Genomic DNA, 19,379 nt, shown 5'->3' with positions numbered 1-19,379 from the left:
AGAGAGAAGCACGAACACTCCGTTTCTACAAGATTTTTGACGTATTCGTGCGCATGGCACGCGAAGCGTGTTGAACTCGTGTACACCGTTGGCTACCAACACCCACCTTTGCTGACTGCGGTCGGCAAAGGTGGGCATAGTGTCCGCGACATTATTGGCGGGCACATGAAGAGTAATCGTTCACGCCCCCCATGCCGCGGTCGGGATGGTAGGAAGCGCGGGAAGCTGTAACCCTTTGCGAGCGGCAGCAATGACGGTGCCGAGGTACTGCCAGGCGGAGGCACCGCGGCGGCGACAGGTCTCGATGACGCTGGCCAGGAGAGCAAAGGCGCGGGATCCTTCTTCGGAACGGGTGCCGTGACTGATGCGGCGTGAAATGACCCAGTGTCGCAACGCCTGTTCGGCGGCGTTGTTGGAGAGCGGCAGCAGGGGCTCCGCGAGCGGTCGCAGGATGACTTTCCAGTCATAGAGGAACTCGCGCACAACACTGCGCAGGGCCGGATGTTCATCCGTCTGATGCCGCTCGCACAGGTGCCTTAGCCGTTTGACCTCGGCGGCGTAGCGCTCAGGCAGCGCTTGCGGCGGCGGATCGAGCCGCGCCGCGTAGATGGCCGCCATCAGCGCTGTCAGGATAGCTTCCATCTCCTGCCCAACCCGGGACACCCGGCCATCGCTCGATTCGGCCAGCCCCCGCAGCTTGCGCATCAGGTGCGGCCAGCAGCGCAGGCGGTTTTCCCAGTTTCTGTAGACCCCGTAACCATCGCTGATGAGAATGCCGGTATAGCCGTCTTGCAGGGCGTTCTCAAGCATCTCCCGGGTGCGTGGGCCGATGAGGTACAGCACCGTAGAGGTGCTGACCAGTGCCCACAACCACAGCAGCACGCCGGATTCCGGCCACGACGTTTCATCGATGTGCAACTGCGCCACCTGCACGACGTCGGCCACCAGCGCGTCCTCCAGTGGGAAGCTGGCACGGCCCGCCTCCCGGATCGTCTCATCGATCACGCCGGTGCTCAGCGTCAGGTCGAAGACTTCCCGCAGGAGCTCGCGAATGCTCGCTCGTGACAGACGCATCCGCAGCGCGAGCAGAACGATCACGCCGGCCAGACGAGGACCCACCAAGCGCCATTCGCCCAGCTCAACCTTTTCCCACTGGGCGTCGGGCGGCGCCCGCCAAGGCATGGCACGGCTGACGTGCCCGCAAGCGCAGCGCACTTCAAGCAGCGTGTGACGCGTCACGCTGAACATCAGCCCGATGCTGCCCTCGACTGGCGGCGCGATGTCGATCTCGTCCCAGGCCGTGTAAGCCTGCGACTCGGCATCCTCCGCCAGGGCTTCACCACAAGCCGCGCAGTTCTCGGGTCGGTGCACGCAACGGTCAGTAACCGCCAGTTTTTGCGTGCGACCATGGCCCGGACTACCCGTTTGTTTGCCCGGTCGCTTCCCCGAGCCCTTTCCGGACGATGGGCCCTTGGTTACCGGCGGCACAGTCTCTTGTGCCGGCGCCGGGCCCTCTGCCGTGGCGCCAGCACCATCGGCAGCGCCAGCCTGGGCTGGCGCGCCTTTCTCCACGCCTGGGGCGCGCGCCTTCTCCCACGGGGCCTTTGTGCTCGGCGGCCGCGAGCTGTTGCCCGGGTTTTGATTCAGCTGATCCTGCAACGCCTTGACGTCGTGCAGCAGTCGCTTCGATACTTCCAGCAATAGCTCCGCCGGCAGCTTCTTCAGCCACTCGTCGTCCATCTGGAAGAGATCATGCTTGCTCAGGCGCATCCCGTCGCGGCTATCGTGTCGTCGTCATGGTCATGAATTATGCCGCAAAACATGGTGTTGGCGGCGTTTCTTAAGGGGAAGTGAACGGTTACCATGAAGAGAACGCTTTTTCCTCACCTCAGTGGCGGAGGGATCGACTGGATGCTCAACTTCACGGCCGATAAGTTCTTTGATTGGAGATTTTGGCCTAGCGCCAGTCCGTGAGCCGCGCCCACCTGAAACACCAACGTAGCCGTATGCTGCCTTTCTGGTTATCGACAAGCGTGAAACGCCGTTTGCGGCGGCCGTGCCAAATGTGGCTCCCCCGAGTTCGACACTTTTCGCGTGCCGATCGCGTAAATTGCACCTCAATGCTTGCAAAAACAAGGCGTTAGTATTTTGGCCGAAACCGTCGTGTAGTGACACGTTATTTCGTTGAGGCTATTGCCTGTGGTCGATCTGGGCGCTACAGTAGCGACATGTTTGTGAAGATCACCACGTCGGGGCCGCGGCGCTACGTGAAGCTCGTCGAGGCCTACCGCGACACCGGCGGCGCCTCCCGCCAACGGGTCATCGCCACCCTCGGACGGATCGAAGCAGTGCGCGCCGGCGAAGCCGACTCGCTGGTCAATGGTCTGCTGCGCGCAGCGGGCAAGCCGTCCCTTGAAGAGGGCACCGGTGACGTGTCCTTCGCACCCGCCCTGTCGGTCGGCGATACCTGGCTGCTCACCGCCCTGTGGCAGGAACTGGGCTTCGCCGATGCCTTCCGCCGGGTATTGCGCAACCGCCGCCAGTTCGACGCCGAGCGCTTGTTGCGGGTGATGGTCTTCAACCGCCTCTGCGATCCCGAATCGAAGCTGGGCATCCTGCGCTGGCTGGAAGGCACCCGCGTTCCCGAAGTCGCCAGCGAAACGGTCACCCATCAGCATTTGTTGCGCACCATGGATACGCTGGCGGACTGCGCCGAGACGATGGATAAGGTCGTGGCCGGTCTTCTGCGCCCCTTGATCGACCAGGAGTTGTCGATCGTCTTCTACGATCTCACGACGATCCGTACCGAAGGCAGCACCGAACTCTCTGGCGAGGTCCGGCGCTTTGGCCTGTCGAAGGATGGCGGGATCGTCCGGCAGGTGATGCTGGGAGTGGTACAGACCGCCGAAGGCCTGCCGATTCATCACGAGGTCTTCGCCGGCAACAGCGGCGAGACGACGACGCTGGTGTCGACGATCGAGAAGGTCCTGGCGCGCTATCCGATCAAGCGGGTGGTGCTGGTTGCCGATCGGGGCTTGCTCAGTCTGGATAATCTGGAAGCCATCCGAGCGATTCGGGTGGGCGGTCAGCCACTGGAATTCATTCTGGCTGTTCCGGCCCGCCGCTATGCCGACTTCGATACCTTGCTGGCCGAATTCCATGAGCAGCGTTGCCTGTCGGCAACCGAAGAGGTCGTCGGTGAATTGGAATGGCAGGGCTTTCGTCTGATCGTGGCGCATCGCCCCGACACCGCCAGCGAACAGGGTCAGGCGCGGGATGCACGCATCGCGGCGCTCGAGGCCGATGCGGCAAGGTGGGCGGGCAAGCTCGATGGTCAGGATTCCGGCCAGACCCACCGTGGCCGGAAGTTGTCGGATGCCGGCACGACAGCCCGCTTCTACCGCGCTGTCACAGAGGCCCACCTGGCGAACATCATCAAGGTCAATCTGGCGGCGGACGTATTCACCTACGAGATCGACCCGCGGGCCTTGAGCCGTGCGCACATGATGGACGGCAAGCTGATCCTGGTCTCGAACATGCCGGATCACACGCCGGCCGAGATTGTGGCGCGCTACAAGGCGCTGGCCGACATCGAGAGGGGCTTTCGTGTGCTGAAGTCAGAGATCGAGATCGCGCCAGTCTTCCATCGCCTGCCGAACCGGATTCGCGCGCATGCCTTGATCTGTTTCCTGGCGCTGGTGTTGTATCGGGTGCTACGCATGCGCCTGAAGGCCAGGGATAGCCAGTTCTCGCCGGAGCGTGCGCTGGAAATCGCGCGGCGCATTCAGTTTCACCAGATCACCTTGCATCAACGTCAGTCGGCGTCAGGCCTGTCGGCCATGACGCCACAACAGAAGGAGCTGTTCGAGACCGTCGCCCTGCCAGAACCGTCCGCCAAGCGTTTGTAGTGCCAATTTCACTTACGTGAATTGCGCATATTCAATGGCTTACGGGTTTTGCTGTCGAACTCGGGGGCTCCACCTGATAATATAGTGACGATCACGAAATAGAAAAGAAGACGATGGCTGACAGCGCTGTGACAGTCACGAAGCGTGGCAGGCGACCCAAGGGTGAGGGACCGATGACTGCCAGCGAGCGCAAACGGGCTCAGCGTACTCGCGACAGGCGGGCGGCCATAGAAAAGCTATTGGCGATGAGCAAAACGCGCCGCTACATGCGCTGCTGGCGCTTCTGCGTCGCGCCGACACGTCGGAACCGGCAAGGCGTTCTGCTGAGCGGGCGTGGGCGGAAATCGGTCGCCGTTATGGATTCGTGACCATCACGAAATGAGATAAGAGACTATGGAAACCATTGAAGCAACGGCGGTGAGTAATTCTGCGGTGATTCCATGCCAGACGGTCACCGACACTGCGCCAACAACGAAAACGGCAGCGTACGAGGCGGTGCGCTTCAACGCCATGAAGCACGGCATTCTTTCCAAGTTGGCGGTGCTGGCCCACGAAGATCATGCCGAGTTTGACGACTTGTTGGCGGCTTTGATCAATGAACACCGGCCAGCCGGCATTACCGAGCGCCACCTCATTGAAGAACTGGCGACGATCATTTGGCGCAAGCGGCGCGTGTTACTGGCCGAAGGCGCGAAGATCAACGAAGGACTGAAAGCGGCGGTGAGCAATCCGGCGCTGGTGATGACTACGGCTGCACCTTTTCAGCGTGGACTATCGGGGAAGGGCGTCGACTTGCGCGACCTCTTGGACGCCACACCGAAAGAGATGGGCGAGCGCCAGCGCGAGGCGGAGAATGATCTCGCTGCAACTCGCAAGGCCGGAGAAATCCTCCGCAAAGGCGGCGCAAACGCCTATCAGGCCGCGCGGCGGGCCTTGAGTGCCGGCTTGCGGGAGTGGTGGGACGTACGCCTTTCGGACGACGAAGGCGACGCCACGGCCGAAAGCTTCGCCGAGTTCGTGCGCGACGAACTCCACCCTTTCTGCATTAGCGCCCTGCAGGAAGTGCGATTTACCCCGGCAATCAAAGCGCAGACCCTGGGTGAAGGCGTGCAAGCGTACCGGCTTGAGAAGCTGAATCGCTACGAAACGCACCTTGATCGAAAGTTCGAGCGAACTTTGGCCATGCTTTTGATGCTGAAAGACCTGCGCGGCGAATGAAATCGGACATCATCAAAACGACCTAGAAGCTATGCGTAGCAGGGGGTTCAGGCAGATTGGCGGAAAACGACATGGCCAACTTGCCAAATGATTTAGGCTAAATCGGAGCGTAGACAGATGGGTGGCGCGGGCAGCGGGCGGGGATTCCAAGGGGAAAGGGCTACCACCAGCGAGATGCTGGCGCTGGACGTGCGGCGCGTGCAGCGCGATGGCCTGCTGATTCCGGGGCGGGCCTCTACGTGGAAGTGGGCACGAAATGGCGAAAAGGTGGCGTCAATCCAGATGCGAGCGGAAGCCGACCGCGTGATTCTCGACTACAGCAGCCGAAGCAACGGCGGCGAGTGGCAAGCGATCGAATATCCAGTCTCTCTGGAATGGACGGGCTGCACCCTCGGTGGACGGCGGGCGTGGTTCCTCTGCCCGGGCAAGGGATGCGGGCGGCGTGTGGCAATTCTCTTCGGCGGTTCAATCTTCGCGTGTCGGCATTGTCACAAGCTGGTCTATGCCTGTCAGCGCGAAGATGCTAACTATAGAGCGCTGCGGCGTTCGGACAGGATCCGGGATCGGCTGGGCTGGCCTGCGGGCATTGCGAATCCCGACGGCGGCAAACCCAAGGGCATGCACTGGCGTACCTTCGAGCGATTGACCGCAGAACACGACGCCTTCGTCCAGGTATCGCTGGCGGCGACGGTGAGGCGGTTCGGGCTGAGGATGTGAACGGCGAGCGGTGAATCTGTTTCGCAAAATGGATGTTCGCGCGTGACCGGGTGGCGTGCTGCCGTCGTCTCTCCCCCCCCAGGGGACGTAGAAGAGTGGAGAGCGCCGTTCGGGCTGTGTGATGCGCCTCTGGAAAATGACGGGCGCAACGTGACACGTCATTAGTTTCGCGCGAAATACGATCAGTGCTATCACGGTTCGGAAACGCACCGTTCCGTATAGATTCCGTACAAAACAAACATGGCCGCCAAGAAGCGGCCTAAGTCATTGTTTTTATGGCACGCCCGAGACGATTCGAACGTCCGACCCCTGCCTTCGGAGGGCAGTACTCTATCCAGCTGAGCTACGGGCGCGTGCAGGGTGCGAAGCTTAACCGGTTTGCCCCGGGCAGTCCAGCTCGGCACTTCTGGGCGGCGGCAAACGGCGTTACAATTCGTCATCTAACCCGCAGACAAACAAGGATCCGGCATGGCGCAAACAAAATTCTCTTCACGAACGATCCTGGTGATCACCATCGTCATTGCCGTTCTTCTGATCGTGGTCATCTGGCCGCTTTCAATGATCGGCAAGGGCAGCAGCGAAACGCGCAGCGACACTTACGCCGATGAGGTCTATGTCCGCATTCTGCCGGTGGCCAAGCTGGAGCTGGCGAAAGCGCCGGCAGCCGCGGCCGACGGCCAGCCGCGTGACGGCGCAACGGTGTACAAGTCGGTCTGCATGGCTTGCCACGGAACTGGCGTCGCCGGCGCACCGAAAGCGGGCGACAAGGCCGCCTGGGGGCCGCGTATCGCTACTGGTAGCGATGCCCTGATCGTCAGTGTCACCAACGGCAAGGGCGCGATGCCGCCAAAAGGCGGTGGCGCCGACCTGACCGAGGAGGAGATCAAGGCTGCGGTCGAGCACCTCGTCGGCCTGGCGCAGTAAAACCTTCGATTCGGTGGTACAAAAAAAGGAGACCTCGCGGTCTCCTTTTTTTGCTGCGGAAAGCTGCTCCGCAAACTCGGGATGTGTCCGAAGCTTACTTGGTCACGGCCGGAACGGCGGCCGCGGCGGCGGCAGGTACGGTAGCGGGAACGGCGCTGCCACCGGCGGCTTCCACTTTACCGCTCGCCATGTCCTTGGCTGCTGCGGTCGGGGTGCTGGCTTTCGGCATGGAGACGGGCGTCTTGCTTGCAGCCTTCATCTCGGGCTTGGCGACGGCGCTGCCAACGGCAGGAGCGGTTGCAGCTGCGGTGGCGGCAACGGCCGGGGTCAGCGCAGGGGCCGCCACGGCCGGCGTCGCGACAGCTGGTGTTACGGCCGCTGCTGCGGCTGGCTTCGCCGCCTCGACGGCCTTGGTGGCGTCAGCGGCAGAAGGTGTTTGTGCGAAGGCGGCGGTGCTGAAAGCAGCGGCGATGGCAACGGCGATGATGTTCTTGAACATGTGGATCTCCTGAGCTTGGTTCTGAGGTTGATTGGTTCTTGCTCGCTCGGCCGCTTTGCTGTTTCTGTTGTCTCGGCCTTGCCAACAGTAACGCGAGCGCTTGCCAAGGCGATGTCAGGTCATGCGTAACGTCGCGTAACACGGCGTAACCACCGCTCGGTGCAGCGGGCCTTTTCAGAACTCAGCAGAGCTTACTTGGCCTTGCCGAGCATCGCTTTCATCGCCGCCAGGCGATCGGAGCTGGCGGCCTTGTCCGGCGGCGCCGCGCTCTTGCCACCGGAAACGCGCAGGTCATCGCCCATCTCGGCGACGAAACGCGAAGGCTCGCAAGGGATGCTTTCGCGGCCCTGCCTGCGTCGCTCGCAGTAGCTCAGGTGCAGCGAGCGCTGCGCGCGCGTGATTCCTACGTACATCAAGCGGCGCTCCTCCTCGATGCGGCCGTCGGCCTGCGCTTCGCGGTGCGGCAGAATGCCCTCTTCGATACCGATCAGAAAGACGTGCTTGAACTCCAGGCCCTTGGCCGCGTGCAGGGTCGATAGCTGGACGGCATCGACGTCTCCTTCATTCTTGTCAAGCAGGTTAATCAGGGCGATGGTCTGGGTGAGGTCGATCAAGGTCTTCCCTTCTTCCTGGCCCTTCTTGCCCAACCAGGCGCAGAACTCCTGCACGTTGCCCCACTTTGTTTGCGCCGCACGCTTCTCGTCGTGCTCGGTGAGCCAGTCTTCGTAAGCGATGGCGTTGAGCAACTCGCTCAGCAACTGCGCCGCCGGATCGCTGCCAGCGCGCGCTTGCAGGCGATTGATGAATTCGCAGAATCCGAGCAACGGCGCAAGCTGGCGTGGCTGCACGCGCTGCGCGAAGCCTTCTTCGAAAGCTGCCGCGAACAAGGACAGGTGGCGTTCGCCGGCGTAGCCACCGAGGGCCTGCAGAGTGCTGGTGCCGACACCACGCCGCGGCGTGCTCACCGCGCGGATGAACGCCGGATCATCGTCCTCGTTGGCCAGCAGCCGCAGGTAGGCAACCAGATCCTTGATCTCGCTCTTGTCGAAGAAGGACTGGCCGCCGGAAAGCAGGTAGGGAATGCGCTGGTTGCGCAGGAACTGTTCGAGCGCCCGCGCCTGGAAGTTGCCGCGGTAGAGGATGGCGTAATCCTTGAACGAGCCACGATGTTCGAAGCGATGCGCCTGCAGCTTCATGACCACCGCTTCGGCTTCTTTTTCGTTGTCCTGGCAGACGCTGACGGTGATCGGATCGCCATGGCCGAGGTCGGACCACAGCTTCTTGTCGAAGAGTTTTTCGTTGTGCGCGATCAACGCATTGGCCGCCTTGAGGATGCGCACCGTCGAGCGATAGTTCTGTTCGAGCTTGATCAGCTTGAGCTTTGGATAGTCGCGCGGCAGCCCGCGCAGATTCTCGATGTCGGCGCCGCGCCAGCCATAGATCGCCTGATCGTCGTCGCCGACCGCAGTAAACGCGGCGCGCGGCCCGGCGAGCAGCTTGAGCAGCTGGTACTGGCTGGTGTTGGTGTCCTGATACTCGTCAATGAGCAGATAGCGCAGGCGGTTCTGCCACTTCTCGCGCACTTCCGGATGTTTCTCGAAGAGTGCCACCGGCAGCGCGATCAGATCATCAAAATCGACCGCCTGGTAGGCCTGCAGAGTGGCCGAATAGCTGGCGAAGGCATTCGCGGCGAGCAGTTCGGTGTCGTTCTGCGCGTCCTTGCGGGCCTGGTCGGGCGAAACCAGCGCACTTTTCCAGTTCGAGATCAGCGTCTGCAGCTTGCGGATGACCGCCTTGTCGACGCTGGCTGCCAGCTCGGAAACAATGCCGAAACAGTCGGTGGCATCGAGGATCGAGAAGTTCGGCTTGTAGCCCAGGGTGCGCGCTTCCTCGCGCAGGATGCGCACGCCGAGCGCGTGGAAAGTCGAGATGGTCAGGCCCTTCGACGGCTTGTCGGCGAGCAGCTTGCTCACCCGCTCCTGCATTTCCTTCGCCGCCTTGTTGGTGAAGGTGATGGCGGCGATGTTGCTCGGGCTGAAGCCGCAGGACTCGATCAGATAGGCAATCTTCTCGGTGATCACGCGCGTCTTGCCCGAACCGGCACCGGCGAGAACCAGCAGCGGGCCGTCGAGGTAGCGGATCGCTTCGCGTTGCGGGGGGTTGAGCGAGAGCATCGGGCGAGTAACCAAGAGCGGGGCGGGAATGGACGAAAGAAGCAGACGGAAGGAGCGGAAGAGGCGAAAGCGGGGCGCGATTCTAGCATGCTGGCTGGGGGCCGCTGTGCTCGCCCCGGCTGCTGTCATTGGCGCGGCTATCTGCGCGACAGCCGGGATTTCGCCGGGATTGAGCTGCAAACGCCCGGGGCCAGGCAGAGGTGGCAACGCTTTCTGTCCTTGCCACTGACGCGGTTTCGTCGGAACATGGCAGGCGTTGCCATCAAGCCGCCTCGCCATCCCCTGTGCCAGTGAAGAAAGCTCCCGTCGAAGTGTTTGCCGTCCCTGATCTGGCCTCACCCCTGCCAAGCGGCTCACTTTTTCGAGGCCAACGCCGTGGCCCTCCCGGATAGCCCCTCGCCCCTTGTGGGAGAGTGGTTGGGGAGAGGGGCGGCACTTGAAATCCCCGCCGCAGAACAAGAACCAAGCCGCAGCCATCCTGAATACCTCGATGGGCGCGACGTAGCGCAGATTCCCCTTCTCCCCCGGCCCCTCCCCCGCGAGGGGGAGGGGAGTAGGTAGCCGACACTTTTTATTGCTCCTTGCCAACCCTGAGCCCCACCGCCATGTCGCCATGTCTCCACTGATCCGCCGTCTGTTGCTGGCTGTGCTTGTCGTCCTACTGATCGCCGGAGGGGTGTGGTGGGCGACGCGACCGGAACCCGTGGCGGTGGTGTTCAGGGAAATCGAGCGTGGGCTGGTCGAATCGACGATCGCCAACACCCGCGCGGGGACTATCGAAGCCTGCCAGCGGACCAGGCTGTCGACGATCACTGGCGGTCGCATCGAAGTGCTGGCGGTCAAGGAAGGTGACCGGGTCGAGAAGGGCCAGCTGCTGATGAAGTTGTGGAATGACGACCAGCAGGCGCAGAAAGCATGGTACAGAGCGCAGGTGGCCACTGCGCGCCAGCGTGTCAATGAAGCCTGCACCGTCGCCGCCAACGCCGAACGCGAGGCCGAGCGGCAGGCAAGCCTGCGCGCCAAGGGCTTTGTTTCGCAGGCCAAGGAAGACAGCGCACGCAGCGAGTCACTGGCCAGGGGCGCCGGCTGCGCTGCCGCCAAAGCCGACGTCCTGCAGGCCGAAGCGCGCGTCTACCTGACCCGCGTCGAGGAAGGCCGGACGGTGCTCTACGCGCCATTTGCCGGCACCATCGCCAAGATCGTCGGCGAGGTCGGCGAGTACTCGACACCGTCGCCGCCCGGCGTGCCGACACCGCCGGCGATCGATCTCATCGACGACTCCTGCCTGTACGTCAAGGCACCGATGGACGAAGTCGATGCGCCGCGCGTTGCGGCCGGGCAGACGGTGCGCATCAGCCTCGACGCGCTGCCCAGGCAGTCCTTCCCGGGCAAGGTCAGGCGCGTGGCGCCTTACGTTTCGGCGGTCGAGAAGCAGGCACGCACCGTTGATATCGAAGCCACTTTCGACGACCCGACGGCACCCGGCAAGCTGCTCGTCGGCTACAGCGCGGACATCGAAGTGATCCTCGATGTGCGTGCGGACGTCGTTCGGGTGCCGACCTCGGCGCTGCTCGAAGGCGGGCGCGTGCTGGTCGCCGGTGCCGAGGGCAAGCTCGAAGAGCGGCAGGTGCAGACCGGCCTCGCCAACTGGGAGTTTGCCGAAGTGCTCGCAGGACTGGCGCCGGGCGATCGTGTCGTGACCTCGCTCGAACGCGCCGGCGTCAAGGCCGGTGCACATTACGCGCTTGATGCCCAGGCGACGGCAAGCGGCCGCTGACGGTCATGACCTGTCGAAATACCCCGGATCGTGAAAGTCATGACCGTTTCCGCTCTCACTTGCAGTGCGCATTCCGGCTTGCACGCCGGAATCGTTCGACGGGCTGGGCGCATGCGCCCAGAATTCCCCGTCTTACCCCCGGCCCTTCTCCCGCGAGGGGAGAAGGGAGTTTCGTGAGTCGCTTGCGCGACTTTCACATTAAGCGATGAGTGTGGCACTGATCGAACTGGCCGGCATCGAGCGCGTTTTTCAGCTCGGTGACAGCGAGGTGCACGCGCTGCGCTGCCTTGACCTGAGCATCACCGCCGGCGAGTACGTCGCCGTCATGGGCCCGTCGGGCTCGGGAAAATCAACGCTGCTCAACCTCCTCGGCCTGCTCGACCGGCCCAACGCCGGCACCTATCATCTGGAGGGCCGCGACGTTACCACCCTCTCGGCGGAAGAGCAGGCGCGGGTACGCAGCGAGCGCATCGGTTTCGTCTTCCAGAGCTTCCACCTGGTGCCACGCCTGACCGCCGCCGAGAACGTCGCCCTGCCGATGATTCTCGCCGGCGTCGCGCCCACCCAACGCGCCGAGCGCGTGGCGCGGACCCTGCGCGACTACGGCCTCGAAAACCGCGCCGACCACCGCCCGGACCAGCTCTCGGGCGGACAGCGCCAGCGCGTGGCCATCGCCCGCGCAACGATCATGCAGCCGGCGGTGATTCTCGCCGACGAGCCGACCGGCAACCTCGATCGAGCCACCGGCGAGGAAGTCATGCGCCTGCTCGAAACGCTCAACGGCCAGGGCGTGACGCTGATCGTGGTCACCCACGACGGCGCCCTGGGCGCCCGCGCCCGGCGTCAGTTGCTGATGGAAGACGGCGCCCTGCAACATGACAGCGCACGCCCTGAAGCAGACACCAGCACGTGCGCACTCCCGACCTGATCCGCTTCGCCCGCGACGCGGCGACCGGCAATCCCCTGCGCACTTTCCTGCTGGTGCTGGCAATGGCCATCGGCGTCGCGGCGGTCGTCGTCCTCACCGCGCTCGGCGACGGCGCCCGCCGCTACGTACTCAATGAATTCTCGTCGATCGGCAGCAACCTGGTCATCGTCCTGCCCGGACGCTCGCAGACCGGCGGCTTCAACCCCGGCAACGCCGTCACCAGCACGCCGCGCGACCTGACTATCGACGACGCGCAGGCGCTGTTGCGCGCCAACGCCGTGCACCGCGCCGCACCGCTCGCCGTCGGCACTTCGGAAATCAGTTTTGCCGGCAAACTCCGCGAAGTGATGGTCGTCGGCACCACAGCCGAGTTCATCGACGTGCGCCGCCTGACGCTGGCGCAGGGGCGCTTCCTGCCGACCGGCGACTGGCGTCGTGGCGTCTCCGAAGCAGTCATTGGCGCCAAGGTGCGCGACGAAATGTTCGGCCACGAGTCGGCGCTCGGGCAACTGGTACGCGTCGGCGACCGCCGTTTTCGCATCGTTGGCGTCCTCGCCTCCAGCGGCCAGGGGCTGGGGATGAACACCGACGAACTGGTCATCGTGCCGGTGGCGCTGGCGCAGGCGATGTTCAACAGCAACACCCTGTTCCGGATTCTCGTCGAAGCGAGCAGTCGCGAAGCCATCGAACCGGCCAAGGTGCAGGTCACCGAGATCATCAAGCAGCGCCACGACGGCGAAGAGGACGTGACGATCATCACCCAGGACGCCGTGCTCGCCACCTTCGACCGCCTGCTCGGCACGATGACCCTCGCCGTCGCCGGCATCGCGGCGATCAGCCTGGCCGTCGCCGGCATCCTGGTGATGAACGTGATGCTCGTCTCCGTCGCCCAGCGCAGCGCCGAGATCGGCCTGCTCAAGGCGCTCGGCGCCACCGGCGCGACGATCCGCAATGCCTTCCTGACCGAAGCGGCGATGCTCTCGGTCGCCGGCGCCGTCCTTGGTTTCGTGTTGGGGCAGGCGGGCGCGGCGCTCATCCGCCAGCTGTACCCGGTGTACCCCGCCTTCCCACCGGACTGGGCCGTCCTCGCCGCGCTCGGCACGGCACTCGTCACCGGCGTGCTCTTCGGCGTCCTGCCCGCCAGCCAGGCCGCGCGGCTCGATCCGGTGCTGTCGTTGTCCAGACGCTGAGGCGGTGGCGCGACGGGCGAGAACTCTCGCCGAGCGGTACGCACCCCCAGCGTCATTGCGACGAAATCGCTTGCGCTCCTTGGCCTCGATGGCACACCCATGCGCCGGGTATTACAATGATCGCTAACATAATACAAAAGGAGGCGCGACATGGCGACGACACTTACCAGCAAGGGTCAGGTCACCATCCCCAAGCAGATTCGTGATGCATTGAATCTGGCACCCGGTTGCTCCGTGGATTTTTCGGTCAATCGCGAGGGCGATGTCGTTATCCACAAGGTAGCTGCGAGGCTGAGTCGCCAGCCCGACCGCTTCGAATCTGCCCGTGGCAAAGCCGATGTCAAATGGCGGACTGACGACCTGATGGCGCTACTGCGCAGTGAGAGTGAGGGCTGATGCTGCTGGTCGACACCAACGTGCTGGTCGATGTTCTGGAGAACGATCCGAAATGGGTGGACTGGTCAATTGGCCAACTGCGCGCGCAAGCGAAAGTCCACCGGCTGGCGATCAACCCGATCATCTATTCCGAACTGTCGCTGACCTTCTCGACCGTTGAGGCACTCGACAAAACTATCGATGAGCTGGAGCTGGCCATGATCGAGCTGCCGCGCCCAGCCCTGTTCCTGGCCGGTAAGGCGTTTGTACGCTACCGGCGACAGGGTGGCACCAAGAACAACGTACTCGCCGACTTCTTCATCGGTGCGCATGCCGCCGTGTCGCGATTTCCGCTATTGACCCGAGATACGCGACGCTACACCTCCTATTTTTCCGATGTGGCACTGATCGCAGGGTTTAGGTCGTTTGGTGTGGAACGGTGCCGATGCCTGTGGCTAGCCCTTCGGGCGCCCCCACCCCTGACCCCGCCCCCGAGGGCGGGGAAGTCCTTGCCGCCGGACGGGCTCGGGGGCTGGCCGCGAAAAACCGCAACCAACCCCAAGCCCTTGAGCTTACTAGCGTTTCTGACGCAGTAAAGGGTCCGCTTCGCCGGGCTTTGCCCGCCCTTGACAGCGCCATCAACGCTCGCAACGCCGCTGGTCACGGCGGCTATGTCTGCGCCGCGGCGGAGGTCGGTCGTGGCCCGTTCCACACCAAACGACATAGACCCTGATCGCACCGGAAGCCTCGCCATGAATGATTCTCCAACCGTTACCCCAGCCAGATCGCATCCCGTATTCGGGAATTCGCAGACAGGCTGCGTGGGTCAACAGAAACGGGGGCTTAACCATTTATTGCCCAAGGCAAGAGAAAAGGCCCCGCGCGCTCGATCCCGTGCAGTCGCTATCCAGGCGCTGAGCCCGCGGCGACGAACACGAATCCGCTAGAATGCTGTGCGTAGGGTGTTTGGTGAGCCCATCAACACCGCGGCCCGAGGGAATGACAAGCTGATGGCGACGAGAACCACCAAAAAAGGCGACTCCACCGCCACCATCGGCTTCGAGGCCAAGCGTTGGCTCACCGCCGACAAGCTGCGCAACAACATGGACGCCGCGGAGTACAAGCACGTCGTCCTCGGCCTGATCTTCCTCAAGTACATCTCCGACACCTTCGAGGAACACCACGCCAGGCTGATCGACGTCGATTGCGATGGCGATAGCGATGCCGGCCAAGTCAACACTTACGGGCACGACAGCAACGCCGCCACGCGCCGTTCAACGGCTCCAACCGGTTCGCCAAACACGACGACGCGCGCTCGCACTTCGGCGTCCGGCCCAAGATCAACGCCAACCTCGCGCCCGCGAGTCTGGAACCTCCGGCGGCATGCCCGGCAGGCGATCCGGAAAAAAAAAGACCTTCGTCAAGCAGTCCTTGAGGCCAATCTTCTGGACTGTAACGCCAATGCGCCAACAATTGCGACAGCATATTGATCATTATGGACTATCCCTTCGAGAACCTAAGCCCCGAAAAATTCCAGCTTTTCTGCCAAGCTCTATTAGCCAAAGAATACCCGGGAGTGCAGTGTTTTCCAATAGCGCAACCGGACGGCGGTAGAGATGCGACCCAAATGCATTTTGGGCGCGGGCGAGGGAGAGAATTCGCCATCATTCAAGTCAAATTTGTCCGAAACCCTTTCACCGAAACGGATCCGCATAAATGGCTTTCGGAAATTGTCGCAAAAGAAATTCCGAAGGTAAAAAAACAGGTTCTCGTAGGAGCAAAATTCTTTGCCCTCATGACGAACGTGCCTGGAACAGCACACCTTGATGCGGGGAGCATTGACAGGGTTAATAAGACGCTCAGCGACGAGCTTGGTATTCCTTCAATGTGCCTGTGGCGAAATGACTTGAATCGTCGATTAGACGGCACGTGGGACTTGAAATGGGCCTACCCGGAGCTGATGACTGGGCCCGACTTTATTCGCTTGGTTATTGAAGGAAACCTCTCGGAGAGCAAAGAACGGAGAGCAACAGCCATCAGGGCATTCGTTAAAACCCAGTTCGCTACCGACGAATATGTAAAGTTTAAACAGGTCGACCTAGATAACCGGTTGCTGGATCTGTTTATCGACGTCCCTATTGCCGAAAATATTGGGGGGCGCTGGCTGCACGCTAGATGGCTGGCAAATTTCCAAAAAGCCGCCAACCACGACTATTGGGTTGAACAACTAGGCGTTGAAATAGACGACGAGACTATTAGGGGCCTTACGCGGCCTGAACATGTACGGGTCCTTCGCAGCAAGTCTGTAGGCGCCGCGACATTTCTTCTTGGCGACGATTCGGCTGCCAGATGGCCGTTCACGGTAGTTGAAGGAGCTCCGGGACAGGGGAAATCGACCATCGCGCAATATTTATGCCAAGTCCACAGAATGCGACTGTTGGAACGTCAAACAGAGCTCCAGCAAATTCCAGAGAATCACCGATGTACCACTTTGCGCCTCCCTATAAAAGTCGATTTACGGGATTTCGCGGTCTGGCTTGCCAAGAGAAACCCATTTACAGCAGAGACCGAAGAAATACCGACCACCTTATGGGATCGTTCTCTGGAAAGCTTTCTAGCTGCTCTTATTCGTAGCCAATCAGGTGGAGCCCAATTCGATGTATCAGATCTCCATTCTGTTGCGCGCCTCAGCTCCGTCCTGCTTGTATTGGACGGACTAGATGAAGTCGCAGATATTAAGCGGCGAGAAGAAGTCGTCAGCGAAATAGTGAAGGGATCAGAGAGATTACTTTCACTCTCGGCCGCGCTGCAAGTCGTCGTTACTAGCCGCCCAGCAGCTTTCGAGAACTCGCCTGGACTTCCGGAGGGAAAATTTCGTTATATAAGCCTCGATTATGTAACACAAGAACTGATCGATGAATATGCGGGCAAGTGGCTTCGAGCCAGAAGACTTAATGAGAAGGAAAGCTCTGAAGTAAGAAAGATTCTGCGTGAAAAATTGAACGAGCCGCACCTACGCGACTTAGCCCGCAACCCAATGCAGCTGACGATCCTGTTGAGTTTGATCCACACGCGTGGCGTTTCGCTCCCGGATAAGCGCACAGCTCTCTACGACAGCTATGTGGACCTGTTTTTTAACCGCGAATGCGAGAAGAGCATGATCGTGCGGGAAAATCGAGAGGTATTGATTGACATCCACAGATACTTAGCATGGCTCCTCCACGTCGAATCCGAACAAGCAGCCGGGAACGCTGTAAACCAGCCGGCCGGCGCGATCGAGGAAACGCGCCTCAAGGCCGTCTTGCGAAACTATCTTGTTACCGAGGGGCGCGACCCTGAACTTGCGGAGGTGTTGTTTACTGGATTGATCGAACGCGTTGTTGCTCTTGTTTCAAGAGTGCAGGGGACCTATGAATTCGAGGTGCAACCTCTACGTGAATATTTTGCAGCGCGCTTTTTGCATGAAACGGCTCCATATTCACCGGTAGGAGACGAAAAGCGAGGAACTCGTCCGGACCGTTTCGACGCTATTGCTCGCAATTTTTACTGGTTGAACGTTACGCGTTTCTACGCAGGGTGCTATAGCAAAGGTGAGCTTGCATCTCTCATTGACCGTCTTGGCGAACTAATCGGAGATTCGGAATTTCGACATTTGAGCCACCCGCGAGTTCTTGGGGCAACGCTGCTCGGTGATTGGGTGTTCACGCAGCATCCAAAGTCCGTGTCTGCGGTAGTCCATAAGGTTCTTGACGGGCTTGGCCTTCGCTTCTTATTGACCTCAACAAGCCGACGCCAATCTAATGCCCAGCCTCTGATTCTACCAGTTGCATGCGGCAAGGCGGAGTTAGTTGAGAAATGTATTTTGATGCTCCGAGGGACACCGCCGAAGGATTTTGCACTTGACGTCCTCGACTTGTTGAGGGCGAACACAACACGTGAAGAAGTGACTCCCCAATGGAGCGTGGAGACATCATCCGTCACAGGAGTCAAGCGAACGACATGGCTTGAATATGGGCTTCATCTCGGATGTGTCCCGACATTAGACCCAGGTGAATTGGATGTTCTTCTCACTGATGGCCCTCTTTCTACGGCGCGAATCGAGGTCTTGTTGAAGTCCCGCCGCGTCGAGTTTTTTGAAGGAAGTGACTCACGGCGCCGCGCAATAACCAACGCATTGCTTGATAGGTGTGTGTCTATTAGTTTTGGGTTACGGCACCCAAGCATACTGGAGGCGTTTGGACAGACGCTTAATCCAGAACGTTATGCCTTAGCGTTTTTGGAGGCGTCACCCGTGCCGTTAGCCGAACTCCTTAACCGCTACTCACCACGAGGCTCCTCAGTGATTAAAATGGAGGCCTTTGGCACTGCGGACTGGGCGGGTGTCGATCCCTTTAAGGAAGTCGTGGCGATAGGAATCGAATGCCAAGGAATAGAAGCTGCGCGCTGGGCTACTGAGCTACCTCCCTGGGAGAAACTAGTCGATACTCTATCGACACATTTTGGAGAGCAATGGGCGGCCCGTCAATTATCGAATATTGCTGCCGGGATCAAGACGAAGTCCGAGAATTGCACTGATTTCCCAGATCTCTATGACTCGCAAAGATCTTTGTGCCGGCGTGTGCGATATGCTCGACTACGTGCTGGAACTTCAACTTGGTGGAGCAAGCACCTCCAAGATGCCGCAGACGCGGAGCAGCAGATGTTTTGCTGTCTGGTGTACTTCACTTGGGCTAGCCCGAATAGCGTTTCACAAACCCTGAAAATCGCCGATGCCATAGTTGCCGCTTTCTCAGAGCAGCAGTGGTTTCTCCTTTTCGACTTAGTTGAAGAGGCAGTTGCGCTCACACGACCGCACGTCCGTGACAAGAACGTAAGTTTTTTTGAAGCGGAGAAGCATTCCTTCCCACTATCTCAGCGCACGCTAGCCCTTCTACGGCTACGCACAGGGGCTTCCGCAGTCGAGCAGCTTTACCAGACTTGGCTATCGAAAAACGGCACATGGGACAGTCGGGGTCTCCATGTCTTCCAACAAGATGCGATTCAACAACTTCTACGACACCCGAAAGAGTCCGAGAAACACCTAGACGTTTTGTCTGCCGGATATGTGGCGGGGGTGCTTTCGGAGCCATTCGCTTCACACAGGTATTCTCGGCGCGATCTCCTCCGGGATGTTCCGGTAAGGCTCGCGATGGAGATTGTTGAACGCGCTGATTGTTTCCCAAGTTTCCTCGTTGCTGCCGCGGAAGGGCGATGCAGAGCCGAGACCGCAAAGAAGATCCGTCCCGTTGGGAAAGTTGCGGAGGAAGATGGATGGTTTACTCAGCACTGACGGCCCTAGAACTGGGGCACCTACCGGCGGGACGGGTTGCACGGCCGGCGAAACGAGCCGAGAAACGAGGCAAAGTCTTGACTATTGCCCAAGGCACGTGGGAAGACCTGACCCCTTGCGTGCGCGGACGCCTTGCGTGCGGCCCCCCAAACCCTTGGGTTCGCCCAAGCGACGGGGCGCGGGCGCGGCTCACGATGGAGCTTGTCATGAGAGGTTCTGCTGAGCTTTCATCAGGGCTTTTCCGGGCCAATTTGGACTTATTCTCGCCGATTGGGGATCATTCTCTGAAAAAAAACCGCGATTCGACTCCGATTGGTCGAGTCCAGCCCTCTCCTCCAAC

Annotated in this window: 13 protein-coding genes, 1 tRNA gene and 1 pseudogene; 11 read left to right on the top strand and 4 right to left on the bottom strand. The window is 60.9% G+C overall.

The features are described 5' to 3' along the window. Positions 1–180: 180 nt before the first annotated feature. Complete coding sequence (locus tag QZ648_RS22225) at positions 181–1,770, bottom strand: IS66 family transposase (RefSeq protein ID WP_291995935.1); 1,590 nt, start codon at positions 1,768–1,770, stop codon at positions 181–183. 458 nt (positions 1,771–2,228) lie between these two features. Here QZ648_RS22225 and QZ648_RS22220 point away from each other — a divergent pair, with 458 nt between their 5' ends. The 3 genes from QZ648_RS22220 to QZ648_RS22210 all read left to right on the top strand — a co-directional run bounded on the left by QZ648_RS22220 (position 2,229) and on the right by QZ648_RS22210 (position 5,843). Continuing rightward, positions 2,229–3,908: an IS1634 family transposase gene (locus tag QZ648_RS22220; protein ID WP_291998327.1), complete on the top strand. Its 1,680-nt coding sequence runs from the start codon at positions 2,229–2,231 to the stop codon at positions 3,906–3,908. Positions 3,909–4,301: 393 nt separating this feature from the next. Beyond that, positions 4,302–5,126 carry a hypothetical protein gene (locus QZ648_RS22215; protein WP_291998326.1) on the top strand — a complete coding sequence of 275 codons (825 nt, stop codon included), beginning with the start codon at positions 4,302–4,304 and terminating at the stop codon, positions 5,124–5,126. Between the two features lie 117 nt (positions 5,127–5,243). Next, the gene (locus QZ648_RS22210) at positions 5,244–5,843 is read left to right on the top strand and encodes a hypothetical protein (protein ID WP_291998325.1); all 600 of its coding nucleotides are present in this window, start codon (positions 5,244–5,246) and stop codon (positions 5,841–5,843) included. A 276-nt stretch (positions 5,844–6,119) separates the two neighbouring features. Here QZ648_RS22210 and QZ648_RS22205 read toward each other — a convergent pair. Continuing rightward, positions 6,120–6,196, bottom strand: a tRNA-Arg gene (locus QZ648_RS22205). 115 nt (positions 6,197–6,311) lie between these two features. On the opposite strand from QZ648_RS22205, the gene QZ648_RS22200 reads away from it, so the two are divergent. Continuing rightward, complete coding sequence (locus QZ648_RS22200; protein WP_169064927.1) at positions 6,312–6,767, top strand: c-type cytochrome; 456 nt, start codon at positions 6,312–6,314, stop codon at positions 6,765–6,767. A gap of 94 nt (positions 6,768–6,861) precedes the next feature. Here the strand turns inward: QZ648_RS22200 and QZ648_RS22195 are convergent, their stop codons facing one another. Both QZ648_RS22195 and QZ648_RS22190 read right to left on the bottom strand, forming a co-directional pair. Beyond that, positions 6,862–7,266, bottom strand: coding sequence for a hypothetical protein (locus QZ648_RS22195; protein ID WP_291998324.1), 405 nt, complete (start codon positions 7,264–7,266; stop codon positions 6,862–6,864). A gap of 191 nt (positions 7,267–7,457) precedes the next feature. Beyond that, positions 7,458–9,440 carry a UvrD-helicase domain-containing protein gene (locus tag QZ648_RS22190; RefSeq protein WP_291998323.1) on the bottom strand — a complete coding sequence of 661 codons (1,983 nt, stop codon included), beginning with the start codon at positions 9,438–9,440 and terminating at the stop codon, positions 7,458–7,460. 613 nt (positions 9,441–10,053) lie between these two features. On the opposite strand from QZ648_RS22190, the gene QZ648_RS22185 reads away from it, so the two are divergent. The 7 genes and pseudogenes from QZ648_RS22185 (at position 10,054) to QZ648_RS22155 (ending at position 19,039) form a co-directional block, all read left to right on the top strand. Then, the gene (locus QZ648_RS22185) at positions 10,054–11,217 is read left to right on the top strand and encodes an efflux RND transporter periplasmic adaptor subunit (RefSeq protein ID WP_169064924.1); all 1,164 of its coding nucleotides are present in this window, start codon (positions 10,054–10,056) and stop codon (positions 11,215–11,217) included. Positions 11,218–11,428: 211 nt separating this feature from the next. After that, positions 11,429–12,145 carry an ABC transporter ATP-binding protein gene (locus QZ648_RS22180; protein ID WP_291998322.1) on the top strand — a complete coding sequence of 239 codons (717 nt, stop codon included), beginning with the start codon at positions 11,429–11,431 and terminating at the stop codon, positions 12,143–12,145. Further along, positions 12,127–13,335: an ABC transporter permease gene (locus QZ648_RS22175; RefSeq protein ID WP_169067175.1), complete on the top strand. Its 1,209-nt coding sequence runs from the start codon at positions 12,127–12,129 to the stop codon at positions 13,333–13,335. The genes QZ648_RS22180 and QZ648_RS22175 overlap by 19 nt, the downstream gene beginning before the upstream one ends. Positions 13,336–13,485: 150 nt before the next feature. Continuing rightward, a complete protein-coding gene (locus QZ648_RS22170; RefSeq protein WP_291998321.1) occupies positions 13,486–13,731 on the top strand; it encodes an AbrB/MazE/SpoVT family DNA-binding domain-containing protein in 246 nt (81 codons plus the stop codon). Beyond that, positions 13,731–14,123 (top strand): annotated as a pseudogene (locus QZ648_RS22165) (type II toxin-antitoxin system VapC family toxin); the annotation flags it as partial. The gene QZ648_RS22170 and the pseudogene QZ648_RS22165, both read left to right, overlap by 1 nt. Before the next feature lie 597 nt (positions 14,124–14,720). Next, positions 14,721–15,200 carry a type I restriction-modification system subunit M N-terminal domain-containing protein gene (locus QZ648_RS22160; RefSeq protein ID WP_291998320.1) on the top strand — a complete coding sequence of 160 codons (480 nt, stop codon included), beginning with the start codon at positions 14,721–14,723 and terminating at the stop codon, positions 15,198–15,200. A gap of 5 nt (positions 15,201–15,205) precedes the next feature. Beyond that, positions 15,206–19,039, top strand: a complete 3,834-nt coding sequence (locus QZ648_RS22155; protein ID WP_291998319.1) for an NACHT domain-containing protein — start codon at positions 15,206–15,208, stop codon at positions 19,037–19,039. Positions 19,040–19,379 lie beyond the last annotated feature (340 nt).

Origin of the sequence: Candidatus Accumulibacter sp. ACC012, from assembly GCF_907163155.1 — a bacterium.
In the GTDB taxonomy this organism is placed as follows: domain Bacteria; phylum Pseudomonadota; class Gammaproteobacteria; order Burkholderiales; family Rhodocyclaceae; genus Accumulibacter; species Accumulibacter delftensis.
The sequence above is the reverse complement of the archived record's forward strand: the minus strand, read 5'-3'. Positions and strand labels throughout refer to the sequence as shown.

Excerpts from the sequence above, each read along its gene's own strand:
- QZ648_RS22155 (WP_291998319.1), top strand. The coding sequence starts at position 15,206 with ATGGACTATCCCTTCGAGAACCTAAGCCCCGAAAAATTCCAGCTTTTC.
- QZ648_RS22160 (WP_291998320.1), top strand. The coding sequence starts at position 14,721 with ATGGCGACGAGAACCACCAAAAAAGGCGACTCCACCGCCACCATCGGC.
- QZ648_RS22200 (WP_169064927.1), top strand. The coding sequence starts at position 6,312 with ATGGCGCAAACAAAATTCTCTTCACGAACGATCCTGGTGATCACCATC.
- QZ648_RS22185 (WP_169064924.1), top strand. The coding sequence starts at position 10,054 with ATGTCTCCACTGATCCGCCGTCTGTTGCTGGCTGTGCTTGTCGTCCTA.
- QZ648_RS22195 (WP_291998324.1), bottom strand. The coding sequence starts at position 7,266 with ATGTTCAAGAACATCATCGCCGTTGCCATCGCCGCTGCTTTCAGCACC.
- QZ648_RS22220 (WP_291998327.1), top strand. The coding sequence starts at position 2,229 with ATGTTTGTGAAGATCACCACGTCGGGGCCGCGGCGCTACGTGAAGCTC.
- QZ648_RS22190 (WP_291998323.1), bottom strand. The coding sequence starts at position 9,440 with ATGCTCTCGCTCAACCCCCCGCAACGCGAAGCGATCCGCTACCTCGAC.
- QZ648_RS22225 (WP_291995935.1), bottom strand. The coding sequence starts at position 1,770 with ATGCGCCTGAGCAAGCATGATCTCTTCCAGATGGACGACGAGTGGCTG.
- QZ648_RS22210 (WP_291998325.1), top strand. The coding sequence starts at position 5,244 with ATGGGTGGCGCGGGCAGCGGGCGGGGATTCCAAGGGGAAAGGGCTACC.
- QZ648_RS22170 (WP_291998321.1), top strand. The coding sequence starts at position 13,486 with ATGGCGACGACACTTACCAGCAAGGGTCAGGTCACCATCCCCAAGCAG.
- QZ648_RS22215 (WP_291998326.1), top strand. The coding sequence starts at position 4,302 with ATGGAAACCATTGAAGCAACGGCGGTGAGTAATTCTGCGGTGATTCCA.